We start from the raw sequence: 19,163 nt of genomic DNA on the forward strand, positions 1-19,163 counted from the left end.
GAATCTCCGTTCCGGCCGCAGGGGCTCCTACCCCGGAAGTTGATCGTCGTAACCGGACCGTCCACGACGGCGACGATCTCGTCCCTCTGGTCAGAGCACCTGGGACAGGAAGCGGCGCAGCCGCGGGTGCTCCGGCGCCTCGAAGAGGGCGGCCGGCGGGCCGGCCTCCAGCACGACGCCGGCGTCCATGAAGGCCACCGTGTCGGCAACCTCGCGGGCGAAGCCCATCTCGTGGGTGACCACCACCATTGTCATGCCGGCGGACGCGAGGTCGGCCATCACGCGGAGCACCCCCTTGACCAGCTCGGGGTCGAGCGCCGAGGTGGCCTCGTCGAAGAGCATCACCTGCGGTCGCAGCGCGAGGGCGCGGGCGATGGCGACCCGCTGCTGCTGGCCTCCGGAGAGCTGCGCCGGCCGGACGTCGGCCTTGTGGGCCAGCCCGACCAGGTCGAGCTGGGCGCGGGCGACCTGCACGGCCTCGTCCTCGGGGAGCTTCTTGAGCTTGCGCAGCGCCAGGGTGAGGTTGCGCAGCACGGTCATGTGCGGGAAGAGGTTGAACTGCTGGAACACCATGCCGATCCGCTGGCGCAGCGCGTCCGGGTCGTCGCCCAGCACGCTGCGCCCGTCCAGCAGCACGTCGCCCCGGTCCGGCTCGATGAGCCGGTTGATGGTCCGCAGCAGCGTCGACTTGCCGGAGCCGGACGGGCCGATGACGCAGGCCGTCCCGCCCCGGGCGACCTCCAGATCGGCGCCGCGCAGCACCTGGTGGCGCCCGAAGGCCAGGTGCACGTCCCGGACGGCCAGGCTGACCGAGGTGGCGGTGGTGGTGGTGGCGGTGCTCATCGCGGGTCCTTTCCGGTCGGCGCCGGCGCACCGGCGGGGTCGAGTTCGACGTCGAGGTCGGGCGCGGCCACCGCCCGGCCCTGCCGCAGCCGCCGGTCGATCCAGTTGACCGCGTGGGTCAGCGGGACGGTCAGCACCAGGTAGAACAGGCCGGCCAGCAGCAGCGCGGACTCGTTGCCGGTGGTGGCCGCGTAGTCCTGGCCGATCCGGAACAGCTCCCGCTGGCTGGCCACCAGGCCGAGGAAGTAGACCAGGCTGGAGTCCTTGATCAGAGCGATGAGCTGGTTGACCCAGGCCGGCAGCACCCGGCGTACGCCCTGCGGGACGATGACCAGCCGCATGGCCTCGCCCCAGGAGAAGCCGAGGGCCCGGGCGCCCTCCAGTTGGGCGGCCTCCACGCTCTGGATGCCGGCCCGGAAGATCTCGCCGATGTAGGCGGCGGCGATCAGCGACAGCGCCAGCACGCCGAGCGGGTACGGGTTCGGGCCCCACACCTGCATGCCCAGCGGCGCCAGGCCGACGCCGATGAGCAGAATGGTCGCCGCCGCCGGCAGGCCGCGGAACACGTCGGTGTAGACCCGGGCCGGCCACCGCAACCATCGGGTACGCGAGATGCCCGCGACGGCCAGCAGCATGCCCAGCACCGAACCGAGCAGGGCGGCGGAGACCGCCAGGATCAGCGTGTTCGGCAGCCCGACGGTCAGCATCTCGGGCAGCGCCTCGCGCATGGAGTCCCAGTCGAAGAAGGTCTCCCACAGGGTGCTCAGTGGATCCATGTCTCCGTCCGCCCCGCTCGAATCGATGGTTCCGGTCAGGAAGCCGCCGACGGCGACGGCACGGCGACCGTGCCGCTGCCCGGCTTGAAGTCGGCCGGGATCGGCCGGCCCGGGTAGTACTGCGCCTGGAGCTTGCTCCAGGTGCCGTCGGCGATCACCTCGTCGAGGGCCTTGTTCAGCGCCTCGCGCAGCTTGTCGTTGCCCTTGGCCACCGCGTACGCGGTCGGGGCCGGGCTGAGCTGCTTCGCGGCGACCGTGATCTTGCCGTTGCTGTCCGCGGCGGACTTGTCGCCGATCTCGGCCGGGGCGATCCAGGCGTCGGCCGTGCCGGCCTTGAGCTGGTTGACCGCGCCGTTGTAGTCGGGCACACGGACCGGGTTCAGGTTCTCGCGGGTGGCGTAGTCGTCCTGCACGGTGCCCTGCACGACGACGACCCGCTTGCCGGCGAGCTGGTCGAAGCCGGTGATCGGGGAGCCGGCCGGCACGTCGAGGCCGAAGTAGCCGAAGTCGTAGCCGTTGCCGAAGTCGACTGTCTTCTTGCGCGCCTCGGTGATGGTGATGGAGGAGCTGCCCACGTCGAACTTGTGGTTGTTGACCTGGGAGAGCAGGGCGGAGAAGTCGGTGCCCACGAACTCGACCTTGAGGCCGGCCTTCGCGGCGACCGCGGTGAGCAGGTCGTTGTCGAAGCCGGTGAACTTGCCGTCCTTCAGGTACACGTTCGGCGGGGCGTCGGTGAGCGTGCCGGCCCGCAGCACGCCGGCCTGGAGCAGGCCGTACGGGTTGGCGGCCTCGCTGGTGCCGCCGTCGTCACCGCAGGCGGTGAGGGCGGTGGCGGCGAGCACGGCGGCGGCGCCAAGCGCGGCGGCGCGGGTCAGGGCGGAACGGATACGCACAGGTGTCTCCAGGGTCTCAGGCGGCGTGGGCGCACGCCGCCGACGGCGCGCCCGGGGCGGGCGAGCCGGAAGGGATGGTGCGGAAAAGGTGGGGGAGTGGCGCTCAGCGCGCGTCGGCGCGGCGACAGGCGTCGCTGCACACCCGCATCAGGTCGACGTGCCGCCGCTTGACCAGCGCGAACCGCGCCGGATAGGCGATGCCGTCGGCGGGCGGGGTGCGGAGCTGAGCAGACATGGTTCCCTCTGGTCGGTGATGACCTGGGTACCAGGCCACGCTTGCACCGGCGGCTGCCGGTGCCTGGTCCTCACCCGGGGCACCCCACCGCGGAGGAGGGTTGCCGGCCAGCGAGCCGGGGCTTGACGCTGGCGCTCATGACCTGCCGAGAAGGCTAGCAGGAAGCCGGCCCGGGCCGTCCAGCCGTTATGACCACCCTCACGCCCGTGCCTTACCGGCGGGCCGGCATGACCGGGGCGTCCCGGCCGGTGCCGTGCCGCGACGGGGTCCGCTGCTCGTGGTAGTCCTGCTCGACGTTGACCGTCCAGACGTCGTGGCCGGCGCCGTGGGCGATGTTCTCGGCGGCCAGCATCGCGGTGAGCATCGAGTGGTCGGCGTTGTTGTAGCGGTGCATCCCGTTGCGCCCCACCGGGTGCACGTTCGGCACCTCCCGGGCCAGCCAGCCGCGGATCACGTCCACGTTGTGCTGGTAGCGCTCGTCGTAGACCGGGTACGCCTTCGGCATCCGGACCACGTAGCCGGCCTCCACGCAGCCGGGCCGGACCAGGCCCAGCCGCTCCAGCTCGGCGGTGGCGAAGGCGACCAGGTCGGCGTCCGGAGTCCGCCACATCTCGTCGTCCTCGAACACGAAGTACTCCAGGCCCAGGCAGGTCCGCCCGTCCTTGACCAGGTACGGCGACCAGGACCCGAAGTTCTGGATGCGGCCCACCTTGGCGGCCGGGTCGTGCACGTAGATCCAGTTGTCCGGGAAGGAGAACTCCTCGGGCACCACCAGCGCGACGGTCAGGAAGTCCCGGTAGCGCAGGTCGTCGGCGGCGGCCCGTACCTCCGGCGGGGCCTCCGGCCGCATGGCCCGCACCAGCGCGGAGATCGGCATCGAGGAGATCACGTGGTCGGCCGGTTCGGTGCGCTCGCCCCCGGCGTCGACCACCGTGACGGCGGTGGCCCGCCGCCGTGCGGGGTTCCGGTGCACCTCGGTCACCCAGGTGTTGGTGCGGACCGTGCCGCCCCGCTTCTCCACCTCCTCGGTGCAGCGCTCCCACATCATCCCGGGGCCGTGCTTCGGGTACTGGAACTCCTCGATGAGGCTTGTCACGTCCTTGCGGTTGCGCCGGGGCAGCAGCGCGTTGAGCACCGCGGTGGACAGCGACAGGTTCTTGATCCGCTGGGCGGCCCAGTCGGCCTGCAACTGGTCGGCCGGCATCCCCCAGACCTTCTCCGTGTACGTCTTGAAGAAGATCGAGTACAGCCGCCAGCCGAACCGGGCCGACACCCAGCCCTCGAAGTGCGACTGGTCCTTCGGCGGTCGCAGCCGGGCCCGCCCGTACGAGCCGACGCAGCGCAGCGCCTCCCGCAGGCCGAGGTTGCGCAGCGCGTTGCCCGCGTTGAGCGGGTAGTCGTAGAGCGCGCCGCGGTAGTAGATCCGGCTCATCCGGGGCCGGAGCAGGAAGTCCTCGTCGGGCAGGATCTCGTGCCAGAAGTCCTCCACCCGGGAGACCTTCGTGAAGAACCGGTGCCCGCCGATGTCGAACCGCCAGCCGTCGCGCTCCACCGTGCGGCTGATCCCGCCGACCACGTCGTCGGCCTCGTAGACGCGGACCGGCTCGCCGTGGCGCAGCAGTTCGTACGCGGCGGTCAGCCCCGCGGGCCCCGCCCCGATGATCACGGTCCCGTTGCCGTCACCCATGCCGTCCGCGCCCCCCGCCGCCAGCCTGCCGATGCGGCAGCGCCCTTACCCGTCCTGCCGGCCGACTCACCTGCGCCCGCGATCCGCGAAGCCCGGGTCACCCGTTCGGGGTCCGCCGGGTGTGAACCGGGGCGGAACGGGGATGCGGGGCGGGTTTCCCGGTCCGGGGGTCGGTCGCGGGGCGACCGGTGGGAGCGGGATGGCGGACGAGCGGCGGGCCGGGACGGCGGACGTACCCGGCCCCGACCTGCGCCCGAGCCGGCGCGCCCGGCTGGCGTCGGCGGGCCGGCGGCTGGCTGCGCGCATCCCGGCGCCCTGGGGCTTCGTGCTCGCCGTCTTCGCCGGCTCCAAGATCGTGCTCAGCCTCGTCGGCGTGCTGGTGCTGACCGCCTGGGACGGGGTGCCCGGCGCCCCGCCCGCCGACGAGACGATGATGCGGATCCAGCAGGACCGGATCTCGTCGCACCGCTGGATCTCGCTCTGGTTCGCCTGGGACTCGTTCCTCTACGACCACCTGGCCCGGCTGCCGCTGGACCGGCCGTGGAAGGACTTCGGCTTCCCGCTGCTCTACCCGTTCCTGGCCCGGCCCCTCGCGCCGCTGCTCGGCGGGCACACCGCCTGGGCGCTGCTGCTGGTCGCCAACGTGGCGCTGCTGTTCCAGCTCTGGTTCGCGTACCGGCTGGGGGCCCGGCTGCTCGGCGACGAGGACGCGGGCGACGGTCGGCGGGCCGTCCGCTACCTGCTGCTCCTGCCGACCGCGTTCCTGTTCCAGGCCGCGCTGACCGAGTCGCTCTTCGTCTGCCTCGCCCTGGCCGCGTTCTGGTACGCCGAGCAGCGTCGTTGGCTGGTGGTCGGGATCGTCGGCTACTTCCTGGCGATGAGCCGCTCGGTCGGCTTCGTGGTGGTGATCCCGCTGGCCCTCGTGCTGTTGCGGCAGCACGACTGGCGCCTGAGTCCGCGCAACCTGCCGCGCTACGCGCGGGAGGGCTGGCCGCTGCTGCTGGTCCCGGCCGGCTGGCTGACCTTCATGGCGTTCTGTCGCTGGCAGAGCGGCGACTGGTTCGCCTACCAGCACGCCCAGGAGAAGGGCTGGGGGATCAAGGTGCAGAACCCGCTCGGGGTGGTCGGGTCGGCGCTCGTCGGCGACAACTCGGCCAACGCCCTGCGGGTCTGGATCGCCGTGGCAATGCTGGCCGTGGCGGCGGTGGGGCTGCGCCGGCGGGCCGACTGGCCGTACCTGGTCTACACGGTGATCGTGGTGCTGGTGCCGCTGTCGATGGGCCCGCCGGTCTACAAGAGCCTGCTGCGCTACCTGCTGGCCGCGTTCCCGGTGGCGCTGGTGCTGGCCCGCTGGGCTCGCCGGCCCGGCCTCGACGGCTGGCTCACCGCCGGGCTGGCGCTGCTCCAGGGCGCGCTGTTCGCGGTGTGGCTCACCTACTGGACCCACCTCATCATCTGACCGCCGCCGGGCGCGGTCGGTCGGCGGCCCGCAGAATGGCCGGATGAGCGACCGCCGGGTGACCCTCGACGACCTCGGCGCCTGGCTGATCAAGGGCAACGCGGACGCGGTGGACCTGGCCGGCCGGTTCGCCGCCGACCCGGAGGTGACCGGCTGGTGCGTCCGCCCCGGTTACCGGGTCCGGCTGATGCGCCCCGGGCAGCCGGTGGTGTTCTGGGCCAGCGGCAGCCGCGGCCGGGCCGCGTACGGGGTGTGGGGCGTGGGCCGGGTCGCCGCGCCGCCGCAACCGGGGGAGCCGGGCGGGCCGTGGACCCTGCCGTTGGACCTCACGATCCTCGCGGAGCCGCTCCGGGTGCGCCGGGACCTGCTGCGGGCCGACCCGCGCCTCGCCGGCGCCGAGGTGTTCCGCCAGCCGCAGGGGGCGAACCCCTCGTACCTGACCGTGGCGCAGTTCGCCGCGCTGTGCGAGCACCTGCCCGCGCCACCCGGCGACGGGCATGGTCCGCCGCCGCCCGGGTAGATCGAGCCCCTCCGGAGAGATGGGGTGGGCGATGGCCGGGACGTGGCTGATGGGAGCGGGTGCCGCGACGGCGGGTCGGCGGCCGACCGCCGTCCTCGTGGCGGTGCACCCCGGGGACAGCGACGGGAGCGGCCCGGGGAGCGAGACCTCGCTGGCCGAGCTGACCCGCCTGGCCGACACCGACGGGCTGACCGTCGCCGACGCGGTCGTGCAGAACCGCCCCCAGCCCGACCCGGCCACGTTCGTGGGCTCCGGCAAGGTGGACGAGCTGGCCGCGGTGGCCGAGCGGACCCACGCCGACGTGGTGATCGCCGACGGCGAGCTGAGCCCCGGCCAGGTGCGCAACCTCGAGGAACGCACCGGGGTGCGGGTGGTCGACCGCACCGCGCTGATCCTGGACATCTTCGCCGAGCACGCCCGCACCAGTGAGGGCCGGGTGCAGGTGGAGCTGGCGCAGATCGCGTACCAGCTGCCCCGGCTGCGCGGTGACGGCCGCGCGCTGTCCCGCGTGGGTGGCGGCCGGATGGCCGGCGGCGCCGGCATGGGCGTCCGCGGCCCCGGTGAGATGAAGCTGGAGACACAGCGTCGCCGGTTGCGGCAGCGGGCCACCCGGCTGCGGGGCAACGTCGCCGAGCTGGCCCGCCGGCGGGAGCGCAACCGCGGCCGGCGGGCCCGCAACCGGGTGCCCTCGGTGGCGATCACCGGCTACACCAACGCCGGCAAGTCGGCCCTGCTCAACCGCCTCACCGGGGCGGACGCGCAGGTCCAGGACGTGCTCTTCGCCACGCTCGACCCGACGGTCCGGCGGATCTCCACCGGCGACCTCACCTACACCGTCACCGACACCGTCGGGTTCGTCCGGCACCTGCCCCACCAGCTGGTCGACGCGTTCCGGTCGACGCTGGAGGAGGTGAGCGGCAGCGACCTGGTGCTGCATGTGGTGGACGCCGCCGCGCCGGACGCGCTGGAGCAGATCACGACTGTGCACGGCGTCCTGCACGAGATCGGCGCGGGGGACGTGCCCGAACTGCTGGCGCTCAACAAAATCGACGTGGCGCCCGCGGAGTGGGTGGCCGCGCTCTGCCGCGCCTGTCCGGAGGCCGTCCCGGTGTCGGCGCTGACCGGCGAGGGCGTCGACCGGCTCCGGGCCGAGCTGGCCGCCCGGCTGGGCCGCCGCTGACCGAAGCCGGGGCTTGCTATGCAACTCGTTGCATAGCAGGATGGCCGGCATGTCGCTGGAGCACGCCATCCTCGTCTCGCTCCTGGAGCAGCCCGCCTCCGGCTACGAGCTGGCCCGGCGCTTCGACCGCTCGATCGGCCGCTTCTGGACCGCCACCCACCAGCAGATCTACCGCGTCCTCAAGCGGATGGAGCACGACGACTGGCTCACCGCCGAGGAGATCGGCCAGGAGGGCCTGCCGGACAAGAAGATCTGGTCGGTCACCCCCACCGGGCGCTCCGCCCTGGTCACCTGGCTGCGCGCCCCCGTGCAGCCCGAGGCGGTCCGGCACGAGCTGGCCGTCAAGATCCGCGGCGCCGCGTTCGACGACGCGGCCGGCCGCGCCGCCCTGGTGGCCGAGGTCGAGCGCTACCGCGCCGACCACGAGGCCACCCTCGCCGGCTACCTGGCCGGCGAACGCCGCGACTTCCCCGACCCCGCCGCCCGGGACGCCCGCGCGGCCCTCCAGCACGTCGTGCTGCGCGGCGGCATCGCGTACGAGCGGATGGTCCTCGCCTGGCTCGACGACGTGCTCGACACCCTCGACTCCCTCGGAAAGGCTCAGCCGTGACCGACCCGCTGCTGTTCCACCCCCACCGCTACGACCCCGCCCACCTCGACGAGACCTCCCGGCGGCTGCTGCGCGCCACCGTCGACTGGTTCGAGTCGCGCGGCAAGCAGGCCCTCGTGGACAGCTACAACCACCAGGAGTGGTACGCCGACTTCCTGGCCTTCGCCGCCAAGGAGGGACTCTTCGCCACCTTCCTCACCCCGGCCGCCGACGCCGGCGACGACCCGGACAAGCGCTGGGACACCGCCCGCAACGCCGCCCTCAGCGAGATCCTCGGCTTCTACGGCCTCGGCTACTGGTACACCTGGCAGGTCACCGTGCTCGGCCTCGGGCCGGTCTGGCAGAGCGGCAACACCGCCGCCCGGGCCCGCGCCGCCGCGCTGCTCGACGAGGGCCACGTCATGGCGTTCGGTCTCTCCGAGCGGCCGCACGGCGCCGACATCTACTCCACCGACCTGCTGCTCACCCCCGACGCCGACGGCGGCTTCCGGGCCACCGGCGGCAAGTACTACATCGGCAACGGCAACGTCGCCGGCCTGGTCTCGGTCTTCGGCCGCCGCGCCGACGTCGAGGGCCCCGAGGGGTACGTCTTCTTCGCCGCCGACAGCCGGCACCCGGCGTACCGGCTGGTCCGCAACGTGGTCAACGCGCAGATGTACGTCAGCGAGTTCCGCCTGGAGAACTACCCGGTGCGCGCCGAGGACGTGCTGCACACCGGCCCGGCGGCCTTCGACGCCGCGCTCAACACCGTCAACGTCGGCAAGTTCAACCTCTGCACCGCCTCCATCGGCATCTGCGAGCACGCCATGTACGAGGCGGTCACCCACGCCCACCAGCGGATCCTCTACGGCCGGCGGGTCACCGACTTCCCGCACGTGCGCCGCGAGCTGACCGACGCGTACGCCCGCCTGGTGGCCATGAAGCTGTTCAGCGACCGGGCGGTGGACTACTTCCGCTCGGCCGGCCCGGACGACCGGCGCTACCTGCTGTTCAACCCGATGACCAAGATGAAGGTCACCACCGAGGGCGAGAAGGTCATCGACCTGCTCTGGGACGTGATCGCCGCCAAGGGCTTCGAGGCCGACACCTACTTCGACAAGGCCGCCAAGGACATCCGCGGCCTGCCGAAGCTGGAGGGGACGGTGCACGTCAACCTGGCGCTGATCCTCAAGTTCATGCCCAACTACCTGTTCCGGCCGGCCGCGCACCCGCCCGTGCCGACCCGGCAGGATCCGGCCGACGACGAGTTCCTGTTCCGGCAGGGCCCGGCCCGCGGCCTCGGCGCGATCCGCTTCCACGACTGGCGTGCCGCGTACGACGCCCACGCCCACCTGCCCAACGTGGCCCGGTTCCGGGAGCAGGCCGACGGGCTGACCGCCCTGCTCGCCGCCCACGCGCCGGACGAGGCCCAACAGCGGGACCTGGACTTCCTGCTCACCGTCGGCCAGCTCTTCGCCCTCGTCGTCTACGGCCAGCTGATCCTGGAGCAGGCCGAGCTGACCGGACTCGACGCCGACCTGCTGGACGAGATCTTCGACCTGCTGGTCCGGGACTTCTCCGCGTACGCCACCGACCTGCACGGCAAGGCGGCCACCACCGAGGCGCAGGCCGCCTGGGCGCTGGCCCACCTCCGGCGGCCGGTAGTCGACGCCGACCGCACCGCCCGCGTGTGGCAGCGGGTGGTCGCCCTCTCCGGCGCGTACGAGATGCACCCCTGACCAATGCGGCGGGGGCGTCCTGGGGCGTCCCCGCCCGGTAGGTTGCTCGGGTGTTCGCCCTCTCTCTGACCGACGACGCCGAGCTGCGGCAGCTGATGCCGTGGCACGCCGACGAGTTCCTCGCCAACCTCGACCGGTGCCGGGAGCACATCGCCCCCTGGGTGGGCGCGTCCTTCGTGGCCACCGACGCCGAGTCCGCCCGCCGGGTGCTGCAGAACTACGCCGACCGGTGGGCCCGCGACGACGGCGGGATCTGGGGCATCTGGCAGCGCGGCACCCTGGTCGGCGGCGTGCTCTTCGTCTCGCTCAGCACCACCACCGGGGTCTGCGAGGCCGGCTGCTGGCTGGAGGCGGGCGCCGAGGGGCAGGGCCTGGTCACCCGGGCGGCCCGGGTGATCATCGACTGGGCGGTCCGGGACCGCGGCATCCACCGCGTCGAGTGGGTCACCAAGGCCGGCAACGACCGCAGCATCGCGGTGGCCCGCCGGCTCGGCATGAGCCGCGACGGGGTGCTGCGCGGGGCCGCCCCGACGCCGGAGGGCCGTGCCGACATGGAGGTCTGGTCGGTGCTCGCCCCGGAGTGGACGGCCTGACCCCGGCCGGTTCTGTCGTACCCGGACGTCAACATGTGTCCATGGCTGTCCCCGCACTGGCCGACCGGTCCCCCCAGCCGCGCGCCCTGCCGCTGCGCGAGGTCCGCACCCGGCTCACCCAGCTCGTCTCCCTCGCCGAGCTGACCGACACCGTCACCGTCGTCACCCGCGACGGCGATCCGCGCCCGGTCGCCGCGATAGTGCCCGCCGCGGCGGCGCGCACCGCGGCGCAGGCCCGCGCCGACGCCGAACGGATCGCCGCGATCAGCGCCGGCTGGTCCCGGCGGCTGGAGGAGCTGCACCGGCAGAGCAGCCGGCGGCACGCCGCCGAGCTGCGCGCGCTCACCGACGCCCTCGCCGAGGTGTGGGCCGAGCTGGACCGTCGCGCACCGGCCGGCGACCCGGCGCTCGCCCGGCTCCGCGCCGCCCACGCCGACCTGCTGCGCGGCTGACCGCGCGGCCTCCGACCAGCTCGGGCCGGAGGCCGCGGGCGTACGTCAGTCCCGGCCGCGCTGGGACCGGTAGCGGCGGATCAGCGCGGCCGTGGAGGAGTCCACGTCGCCGAGATCCGGTCCGCTCCCGGTGAGCTTCGGTGCGAGCTGGTTGGCCATCACCTTGCCCAGCTCCACGCCCCACTGGTCGAAGGCGTTGATGTCCCAGACCGCGGCCTCGGTGAACACGATGTGCTCGTAGAGGGCGATGAGCTGGCCCAGCGTCGCGGGGGTCAGCTTCGGCGCGATGATCGACGTGGTCGGGTGGTTGCCCGGCATGACCCGGTGCGGCACCACCTCGGGCGCGGTGCCCTCCGCCTCGACCTGCTCCCGGGTGCGGCCGAAGGCCAGCGCCGCGGTCTGCGCGAAGAAGTTCGACATGAACAGGTCGTGCATGTCGCCCAGGTCGTGGTTGGGCTGGCTGAACGCGATGAAGTCGGCCGGGATCAGCCGGGTGCCCTGGTGGATGAGCTGGTAGAAGGCGTGCTGCCCGTTGGTGCCCGGCTCGCCCCAGAAGATCTCCCCGGTCGGGTACGTGACCGCCCGGCCGTCCCGCGTCACCGACTTGCCGTTGCTCTCCATGGTGAGCTGTTGCAGGTAGGCCGGGAACCGGTGCAGGTACTGCGAGTAGGGCAGCACCGCGTGGGTCTCCGCGCCGAGGAAGTCGGTGTACCAGACGTTGAGCAGGCCCAGCAGCGCCGGCACGTTGCGCGCCACCGGCGTGCTCCGGAAGTGCTCGTCCACGGCGTGGTAGCCGGCCAGCAGCTCCCGGAACCGCGCCGGCCCCACCGCCAGCATCACCGACAGCCCGACCGCCGAGGGCAGCGAGTAGCGCCCGCCCACCCAGTCCCAGAAGCCGAACATGTTCTCCGGGTCGATGCCGAAGTCGCGGACCCGCTGCTCGTTGGTGCTGACCGCCACGAAGTGCCGGGCCACCGCGCTGTCGTCGGCGTCCAGGCCGGCCAGCAGCCAGCGCCGCGCCTGGTCGGCGTTGGCCAGCGTCTCCTGCGTGGAGAACGTCTTCGAGACCACCACGAACAGCGTGCTGGCCGGGTCCAGGTCGGTGGTCTTGTCGTGGATGTCGGTCGGGTCGATGTTGGACACGAACCGGCAGGTGATCCCCGCGTCCCGGTACGCCTTCAGCGCCTCGTACGCCATCACCGGCCCGAGGTCGGAGCCGCCGATGCCGATGTTGACCACCGTGCTGATCCGCTCGCCGGTGTGGCCCCGCCAGGCGCCGGAGCGGACCCGCTCGGCGAAGGCCGACATCCGGTCCAGCACGGCGTGCACGTCGGCGACCACGTCCTGGCCGTCCACGGTGAGCGACGCGTCGCGGGGCAGCCGCAGGGCGGTGTGCAGCACGGCCCGGTCCTCGGTGGAGTTGATGTGCTCCCCGGCGAACATGGCGGCGATCCGGTCGGTCAGCCCGACCCGCTCGGCGAGCGCGGTCAGCAGGCCCAGCGTCTCGTCGGTGACGAGGTTCTTGCTGTAGTCCACGTGCAGGTCGGCGACCTCACCGGTGAGCCGGTCGCCCCGCTGCCCGTCCGCGGCGAACAGCTCCCGCAGGTGCGTGCCGCGCATCGCCTCGGCGTGCTTGCGCAGGGCCTGCCATTCGTCCGTGGTGGTGACGTCCACAGCCATCGGGTCGATCTTCTCCTTCACGACGGGTCTGCCAGCGGGCCGGCGTCGCCCCGCTGCCGGCGACCCCACCAGCCTGCCACCCGGGACGGGTACGCGCGACGCGACCCGACATCGCCCCACCCCTCGGGAGCAGAGAACCGCCGGCGCGACACGTGATTGGGACGCGTGTTCGACACGCCGGTTACGGGCAGACAGCTATCGACTGCGGAAAGTAAGCTCCGGTGCTGCCCGTCCCGGCCAGGAGGTGCCATGACCAGGGTGATCGGCCCACGCCCCCCGTCCGAGCAGGACGACCCGTCCGAGCAGGACGACCCGGCCGAGGAGGCGGGGCTGCCCGAGCTGGAGGACCCGCACTGGATGCACCGGGCCACGGAGTTCGCCCACACCACTTTCTGGTCGGTGGCGCGGCGGCTGCCCGCCCTGGTCCGTGAGGCCCTCGCGCTGGCGTGGCGGACCAGCCGACGGGACACCATCGCCTCGATCGGGCTCAACGTCGCCGCCGGGGTGCTCACCACGCTCGGACTGCTCGCCACCACGGGGGTGCTGCAGCAGCTCTTCGCCGCCGGTCCGACGCCGCAGCGGATCCGCGCGGCGGTGCCCGCCCTGGTGCTGGCCGCGGCGGCGGTCACCGTCCGTGGTGCGCTCACCGTGGCTGCGGGCTGGGCACAGGCCCGGCTCGTTCCGCAGATCAACTACGCGGTCGAGCTGCGGCTCTTCGAGACCACCTCGGCGGTCGAGCTGGCCGCCTTCGACGATGCCGGCTTCGCCGAGGAGATGGATCGGGCCCGGGACCGGGGCCTGGCCGAGGCGGCGTCCATCGTGAACGACACCGTCAACCTGGTCACCGGGGTGGTCGGCGTGGCGGCCACCGCCGTGGCGGTGACGGTGATCCACCCGCTGCTGCTGCCCTGTCTGCTCCTCGCCGCCGCGCCGGAGGCGGTGACGGCGGTGCGGATGGCCCGGCACCAGCACCTCGATTGGCTGGCCCGGATCACCCGGCGGCGACGGAAGTGGATGCTCGCCGACCTGATGGCCGAGCGGCGGACCGCCGCCGAGATCCGCGCCTACCAGATGCGCGAGTTCCTGCTCGCGGAGTTCCACCGGATGATGACTCTGGAGACCCGCGCCGAGCTGCGCCTGGCCCGCTCGCAAATGCTGACCCGTGGGGTCGGCCTGTCGATCACCGGCGTCGCCACCTTCGTCCTGTACGCGGTTCTCGGCGGTCTGTTGCTCACCGGGGTGGTCGTCCTCGCGGCTGCGGCCACCGCCCTGCTGGCACTGCAGTCGGCCCGGGCAGGCCTGCGGACCGCGGTGTTCGCCACCAACTCGCTCTACGAGGACGCCCTCTATTACCAGGACTACCGGAACTTCGTCGACCGGGCCCTCCAACGTGTCCCCGTCGGCGGCACCCGGCCGGTCGACGGCTTCGAGCGGATCGATCTCGACCGGGTGAGCCTCCGCTACCCGGACACCGAGACGGCCGCCGTCGACGAGGTCAGCCTGACCGTCCGCCGCGGCGAGGTGATCGCGCTGGTGGGGGAGAACGGCTCCGGCAAGACCACCCTGGCCAAGCTCATCGCCGGCCTCTACCGGCCCACCGCCGGCGTCATCCGCTGGGACGGCGTGGACACCGCGGAGCTGGACCCCCGGCAGACCGCCGCCCAGGTGGCGGTCATGAGCCAGGACTGGTGGAAGTTCCCGTTCACCGCCCGGCAGAACATCCGGATCGGCCGGCACGACCGGCCCGCCGACCGGCCGGGGCCGAACATCGAGGACGCCGCCCGCGACGCCGCCGCGCACGACATGATCACGGAGCTGCCGTTCGGGTACGACACGCTGCTGGACCGGCAGTTCAAGGACGGGCAGGACCTCTCGGGCGGGCAGTGGCAGCGGCTCGTGGCGGCCCGCGGTCTCTACCGGGACGCCCGGCTGCTGATCTGCGACGAGCCGTCGGCGGCCCTCGACGCGCGGGCCGAGCACGCCCTCTTCCAGCACCTGCGGCGCCACCCCGACCGGGCCGTCGTGCTGATCACACACCGGCTGGCGAACGTCCGGCACGCCGACCGGATCTTCGTGATGGACCACGGCCGGCTGATCCAGCAGGGCGACCACGACGAGTTGATGGCGCAGGAGGGTCTCTACCGGGAGCTGTTCGAGTTGCAGGCGGCCGGCTACCTGGCGCAGGCCGGGGAGGCCGCGGCGGAGAGTTGACCTCGAGCACGCTCGAACTCCTACGGTGACCGCACCGGCCGCCGCCCGGTCAGCGCGGCGTCATCCCAGGGAGCCCACATGCGTTACCGCGTCCTCGGCGGCACCGGCATCCAGGTCAGCGTCCACTGTCTCGGCACCATGATGTTCGGGTCGGTCGGCAACCCCGACCACGACGACTGCGCCCGGATCGTCCACACCGCCCTCGACCGGGGGATCAACTTCGTGGACACCGCCGACATGTACTCGGCGGGCGAGTCGGAGGTGATCGTCGGCAAGGCGCTGCGGGGCCGGCGCGACGACGTGGTCCTGGCCACCAAGGTGCACTTTCCCATGGGGGAGGGACCCAACCGGGGCGGGAACTCGCGACGCTGGATCGTCCGCGCCGTCGAGGACAGCCTGCGCCGCCTGGGCACCGACTGGATCGACCTCTACCAGGTGCACCGGCCCGACCACACCACCGACGTGGAGGAGACCCTCGGGGCGCTCACCGACCTGGTCCGGGCCGGCAAGATCCGGGCGTTCGGCTGCTCGACGTTCCCGGCCGAGGAGATCGTCGAGGCGCAGCACGTCGCGGAGCGGCGGGCGCTCGGCCGGTTCCGCACCGAGCAGCCGCCGTACTCGATCCTGGCGCGCGGGATCGAGCGGGCGGTCCTGCCGGTCTGCCAGCGGTACGGCATGGGCGTGCTGGTGTGGGCCCCGCTCGCCTCCGGCTTCCTGTCCGGCACCTACCGGCGGGGCGCGGCCGTCGACCTCACCGCCGGCCGACCGGCGCGCAACCCGGACCGGTTCGACCCGGCGCTGCCCGGCAACGCCGCCAAGTACGCCGCCGTCGAGGAACTGGTCGCGCTCGCCGAGGAGGTCGGCTGCTCGCTGCCCGAGCTGGCCGTCGCGTTCACCGTGGCGCACCCGGGTGTCACGTCGGCGATCCTCGGGCCGCGCACCATGACCCAGCTGGAGGGGCTGCTCAAGGGCGCGGCGCTGACGCTCGACGACGCGGTGCTGGACCGGATCGACGAGATCGTCCCGCCCGGCACGAACCTCTACCAGCCGGACGGCGTGTGGTCCCCGCCCGCGCTCACCGACGCGTCGCTCCGCCGCCGGCCCCCGGCCGACCGCGCCGCCGCCTGACCGCGGTTGCCGCCGGCGGGGACCGCCTGACCGCACGGTCCGCCGCCGCCCGGCGCCGGCGTGCGCCGGCGGTCGCCGCTGGACCGGGCCGACCGTTGCCGCCGGACGCCGCCCTCGGGCAGGATGCGCGGAATGGCCCGCCCGTCAGTCCGCCGCGCCACCGCCGTCGCGGCCGTGCTCGCCCTGGTCGCCGCCGGCTGCTCCGACCCGGCCACCCGGCCGGCTGCCGCGCCGACACCCACCGGCCCGGTCAGCGCGGCACCGGCCCCGCCGGCCGGCCCGTCGCCCGTGCCGGCCGCCCGGGCCGGACTCGGTGGCCGGCCCAGCCCGAGTGCCCGGCCGTGCACCGTCTTCCCGGCGGACAACGTCTGGCACGCCGACGTCTCCCGGCTGCCCGTGCACCCGCGCTCCGCGGCGATGATCGGCGCGATCGGCGGGGGCGCCACGGTGCACGCCGACTTCGGCTCCGGCCGGTGGGAGGGCGCGCCGATCGGCATCCCGGTCACCGTCGTCCCCGCCGGGCAGCGGCGGGTCCCGGTGACCTTCGGGTACGCCGACGAGAGCGACCCGGGACCGTACCCGGTCCCGCCGGACGCGGCGGTCGAGGGCGGACCGGACGGCACCGGCGACCGGCACGTGATCGTCTGGGACCGGGCGGCCTGCCGGGCGTACGAGCTGTTCGACGCGCACCGGTCCGGCGGCGGCTGGCGGGCCGGCTCGGGAGCGGTCTTCGACCTGCGGTCCAACAGGTTGCGGCGGGCGGGCTGGACGTCGGCCGACGCGTCCGGACTGTCCATCCTGGCCGGGCTGGTCCGCTACAACGAGGTGGCCGCCGGCCGCGTCGACCACGCGATCCGGGTGACCGTGCCGCGCACCCGCACCGGCTGGACCTGGCCGGCCACCCACTCCGCCTCGTCGGCCACCGACCCGGCGCTGCCGCAGCTCGGCCAGCGGCTGCGCCTCAAGCGCTCGGTGGACCTGTCCCGGCTGCCCCGGCAGGCCCGGATCGTGGCCGAGGCGATGCAGCGGTACGGCTTGGTCGTCGCGGACCACGGTTCGGCCTGGTTCCTCTCCGGCGCCCCCGACCCACGCTGGGACAACGACGCCCTGCACGCCCTGGGCGGCCTGCGCGGCAGCGACTTCGAGGTGGTGGACGCCGCGGGGCTGATGGTGAGCGCCGGTTCGGGGGCCACCGGCTGATATCCGTCGACCGCCCCCGGCCGGTGGGTCACACTGTCGAGGTGGATCATCGTGACCTGGTCCGGGTGAGCAAACGGATGTCGCTGGCCCTGCGCCACCGCCCCGACCAGTTCCACCTGACGCTCGACCGGGCCGGCTGGGTGCCGGTCGCCGACCTGCTCGCCGCGCTGCGGATCACCCGCGCCGACCTGGACGCCGTGGTGGCCGGCAACGACAAGCAGCGCTTCGCCGTCGAACGCGGACCGGACGGGGTCGACCGGATCCGGGCCAGCCAGGGCCACTCCGTCCCCGTCGACCTGGGCCTGACCCCGGCCGTGCCGCCTGACCGGCTCTTCCACGGCACCAGCGAGACGGCGCTCCCCGCGATCCGGGCCGAGGGCCTCCACCGGGGCCGCCGCCACCACGTGCACCTCTCCCCGGACGTGGAGACCGCCCACCGCGTCGGCGCCCGCCGGGCCGGCGCGGTGGTCATCCTCACCGTCGACGCCGCCGCCATGGCCGCCAACGGCTACCCGTTCTACCGCAGCGCCAACGGCGTGTGGCTGACGGACACGGTCCCACCGGCCTACCTCACGCTCCCGGTGGGTTGATCACGAAGTGGTGACTACCGGCGCCGGCGTGCCGGGCAACCGTCGGGTGGGGTCAGAGGGCTGTGACCGGGTGGTGGACGATCCCGTCGAAGAGGTAGGCCAGGGTGTTGGGGGCGGCGCGGTCGGGCTGGGTGGCCCCGGTGGTGTCGGTGGCGCGGGCGCGGAGGGTGTACCGGCCCGGAGCCGAAGGGCGCCAGCGCGCGGTCCAGCGCTGCCAGGGGCCGCCGCGGTCGGCGGCGACCAGGTCGGCGGGGCGCCAGCCCTCGCCGGTGTCCACCTCGACGCGGTCGATCGGGCCGTTGCCCGACCAGGACCGGCCGCGCAGCAGCAGGTCCGCGCCGGCCGGCACCCGGGCGTCCCAGGCCAGCTCGAACGCGCTCTTCACCGGCTGCGCGCCCAGCACCGTGCCCTCCGCCGGGTGCCCGGGGCCGAACATCCGGTAGAACCGGGTGTTCCACGGGGAGAACAGGGGAGTGGTGGAGACCTCGACGGGGCCCACCCACTTGATCGAGGAGATGCCGATCCAGCCGGGCACCACCACCCGGACCGGGAAGCCGTGGTCGGCGGGGAGCGGCTCGCCGTTCATCTCGTACGCCAGCAGCACGTCGTCGAGGGCCTTGGCGATCGGCAGCGGGCGGCGTACCCGGCCCAGGTTGACCCCGCCGGTCACGTAGTCCGGGTCCAGTCCCTCGGGCATCACGTCGACCGCGTCGTCCCGCAGCCCGGCGAGGCGCAGCACCGTGCCCAGCCGGACGCCCCGCCAGTGGGCCACGCCGACCCCGCCCAGCCCCCAGGCCACCCCCGGCGCCGGGTCGTCCTGCTGCTCGGCGAAGTAGCGCCGGCCGTTGCCGGCACATTCGAGCAGCGCGGTGCTCTCCTCGGCCGGCAGCCGGCGCAGCTCGTCGAGGCTGAACTCGACCGGGGTGTCCCGGGTGGGTGCGCCCCGCAGCCCGGAACCGAACAGGCGCAGCCGCCACGTGTCGGCGTCCAGACGGGGCGTCACGGTGTGGTTGCGGACGAAGAACCTGTCGTTCGGCACCACGTACCCCTGCCCGGCCAGCGCCGTCCAGCGCATCTCGGCGTTGGTGTCCAGCGGGCGCAGCAGCTCCGGGGGCAGCGGCTTGGCGATCGGCGTACCCGGGTCGACGCCGACCGGCGCCGGGGCCATCGCGACCGGCTCGCGCTCGTCCGCCGCGGCGGTCAGCGCGGCCATGGCCGCTCCCAGCTCCAGCAGCCGGTCGCGGTCGACGCCCGCGCCGCGGGCCTCCCCGGCCAGCCACTGCCGGCTCCGGCGGGTGTCGTGGTCGGCTTCGGCGTGGGACACGGGTGACCTCCGGAGGCTCGGCGACGCTGCCTTTCCTATTCAATCAATAGGAGTTTTCGTGGCG

Annotated in this window: 18 protein-coding genes and 1 riboswitch; of the genes, 11 read left to right on the forward strand and 7 right to left on the reverse strand. The window is 73.5% G+C overall.

Going from position 1 to position 19,163, the window contains the following annotated elements:
- Nucleotides 1–90 precede the first annotated feature (90 nt).
- From GA0070603_RS00580 to GA0070603_RS00595, 5 genes are all read right to left on the reverse strand, one after another.
- Nucleotides 91–843 (reverse strand): amino acid ABC transporter ATP-binding protein, encoded by a 753-nt coding sequence (locus GA0070603_RS00580; RefSeq protein ID WP_091305585.1) that lies wholly within the window; start codon nt 841–843, stop codon nt 91–93.
- Nucleotides 840–1,619, reverse strand: a complete 780-nt coding sequence (locus GA0070603_RS00585; protein WP_091305587.1) for an amino acid ABC transporter permease — start codon at nt 1,617–1,619, stop codon at nt 840–842. Before GA0070603_RS00585 ends, GA0070603_RS00580 begins: the two co-directional genes overlap by 4 nt.
- Nucleotides 1,620–1,654: 35 nt before the next feature.
- Nucleotides 1,655–2,512, reverse strand: a complete 858-nt coding sequence (locus GA0070603_RS00590; RefSeq protein ID WP_091305589.1) for an ABC transporter substrate-binding protein — start codon at nt 2,510–2,512, stop codon at nt 1,655–1,657.
- Nucleotides 2,513–2,615: 103 nt separating this feature from the next.
- Nucleotides 2,616–2,747, reverse strand: a complete 132-nt coding sequence (locus GA0070603_RS32295; RefSeq protein ID WP_255509826.1) for a hypothetical protein — start codon at nt 2,745–2,747, stop codon at nt 2,616–2,618.
- 32 nt (nt 2,748–2,779) lie between these two features.
- A riboswitch (SAM riboswitch) is annotated at nt 2,780–2,890 on the reverse strand.
- Between the two features lie 68 nt (nt 2,891–2,958).
- Complete coding sequence (locus tag GA0070603_RS00595; protein WP_091305594.1) at nt 2,959–4,434, reverse strand: NAD(P)/FAD-dependent oxidoreductase; 1,476 nt, start codon at nt 4,432–4,434, stop codon at nt 2,959–2,961.
- 199 nt (nt 4,435–4,633) lie between these two features.
- Here GA0070603_RS00595 and GA0070603_RS00600 point away from each other — a divergent pair, with 199 nt between their 5' ends.
- From GA0070603_RS00600 to GA0070603_RS00630, 7 genes are read left to right on the forward strand one after another with little or no spacing between them, the layout of a single operon-like run.
- Complete coding sequence (locus GA0070603_RS00600; protein ID WP_091305598.1) at nt 4,634–5,893, forward strand: hypothetical protein; 1,260 nt, start codon at nt 4,634–4,636, stop codon at nt 5,891–5,893.
- Between the two features lie 43 nt (nt 5,894–5,936).
- Nucleotides 5,937–6,413 carry a hypothetical protein gene (locus GA0070603_RS00605; protein ID WP_091305600.1) on the forward strand — a complete coding sequence of 159 codons (477 nt, stop codon included), beginning with the start codon at nt 5,937–5,939 and terminating at the stop codon, nt 6,411–6,413.
- Between the two features lie 31 nt (nt 6,414–6,444).
- Entirely contained in the window at nt 6,445–7,593 is a 1,149-nt protein-coding gene (gene hflX / locus GA0070603_RS00610) for a GTPase HflX (protein ID WP_091305603.1), read from the forward strand.
- Nucleotides 7,594–7,642: 49 nt separating this feature from the next.
- The gene (locus tag GA0070603_RS00615; protein ID WP_091305605.1) at nt 7,643–8,203 is read left to right on the forward strand and encodes a PadR family transcriptional regulator; all 561 of its coding nucleotides are present in this window, start codon (nt 7,643–7,645) and stop codon (nt 8,201–8,203) included.
- On the forward strand, nt 8,200–9,921 hold the full coding sequence (locus GA0070603_RS00620) for an acyl-CoA dehydrogenase family protein (protein ID WP_091305607.1): 1,722 nt from the start codon (nt 8,200–8,202) through the stop codon (nt 9,919–9,921). Before GA0070603_RS00615 ends, GA0070603_RS00620 begins: the two co-directional genes overlap by 4 nt.
- 50 nt (nt 9,922–9,971) lie before the next feature.
- Nucleotides 9,972–10,514 (forward strand): GNAT family N-acetyltransferase, encoded by a 543-nt coding sequence (locus GA0070603_RS00625; protein WP_091305609.1) that lies wholly within the window; start codon nt 9,972–9,974, stop codon nt 10,512–10,514.
- A gap of 41 nt (nt 10,515–10,555) precedes the next feature.
- Nucleotides 10,556–10,966 carry a hypothetical protein gene (locus tag GA0070603_RS00630; RefSeq protein ID WP_091321334.1) on the forward strand — a complete coding sequence of 137 codons (411 nt, stop codon included), beginning with the start codon at nt 10,556–10,558 and terminating at the stop codon, nt 10,964–10,966.
- A 45-nt stretch (nt 10,967–11,011) separates the two neighbouring features.
- Here the strand turns inward: GA0070603_RS00630 and pgi are convergent, their stop codons facing one another.
- Nucleotides 11,012–12,646: a glucose-6-phosphate isomerase gene (pgi, locus tag GA0070603_RS00635; RefSeq protein ID WP_091321335.1), complete on the reverse strand. Its 1,635-nt coding sequence runs from the start codon at nt 12,644–12,646 to the stop codon at nt 11,012–11,014.
- A gap of 249 nt (nt 12,647–12,895) precedes the next feature.
- On the opposite strand from pgi, the gene GA0070603_RS00640 reads away from it, so the two are divergent.
- The 4 genes from GA0070603_RS00640 to GA0070603_RS00655 all read left to right on the forward strand — a co-directional run bounded on the left by GA0070603_RS00640 (nt 12,896) and on the right by GA0070603_RS00655 (nt 17,775).
- Nucleotides 12,896–14,857, forward strand: a complete 1,962-nt coding sequence (locus GA0070603_RS00640) for an ABC transporter ATP-binding protein (protein WP_091305611.1) — start codon at nt 12,896–12,898, stop codon at nt 14,855–14,857.
- 78 nt (nt 14,858–14,935) lie between these two features.
- Nucleotides 14,936–15,985, forward strand: coding sequence for an aldo/keto reductase (locus GA0070603_RS00645; protein WP_091305613.1), 1,050 nt, complete (start codon nt 14,936–14,938; stop codon nt 15,983–15,985).
- Nucleotides 15,986–16,117: 132 nt separating this feature from the next.
- Entirely contained in the window at nt 16,118–17,185 is a 1,068-nt protein-coding gene (locus GA0070603_RS00650) for a hypothetical protein (RefSeq protein WP_208862769.1), read from the forward strand.
- A 41-nt stretch (nt 17,186–17,226) separates the two neighbouring features.
- Complete coding sequence (locus tag GA0070603_RS00655; protein ID WP_091305615.1) at nt 17,227–17,775, forward strand: RNA 2'-phosphotransferase; 549 nt, start codon at nt 17,227–17,229, stop codon at nt 17,773–17,775.
- Nucleotides 17,776–17,827: 52 nt separating this feature from the next.
- Here the strand turns inward: GA0070603_RS00655 and GA0070603_RS00660 are convergent, their stop codons facing one another.
- Entirely contained in the window at nt 17,828–19,099 is a 1,272-nt protein-coding gene (locus GA0070603_RS00660; protein ID WP_244282329.1) for a sulfite oxidase, read from the reverse strand.
- Nucleotides 19,100–19,163: the final 64 nt, after the last annotated feature.

Source organism: Micromonospora chersina (assembly GCF_900091475.1).
Taxonomy (GTDB): Bacteria; Actinomycetota; Actinomycetes; order Mycobacteriales; family Micromonosporaceae; genus Micromonospora; species Micromonospora chersina.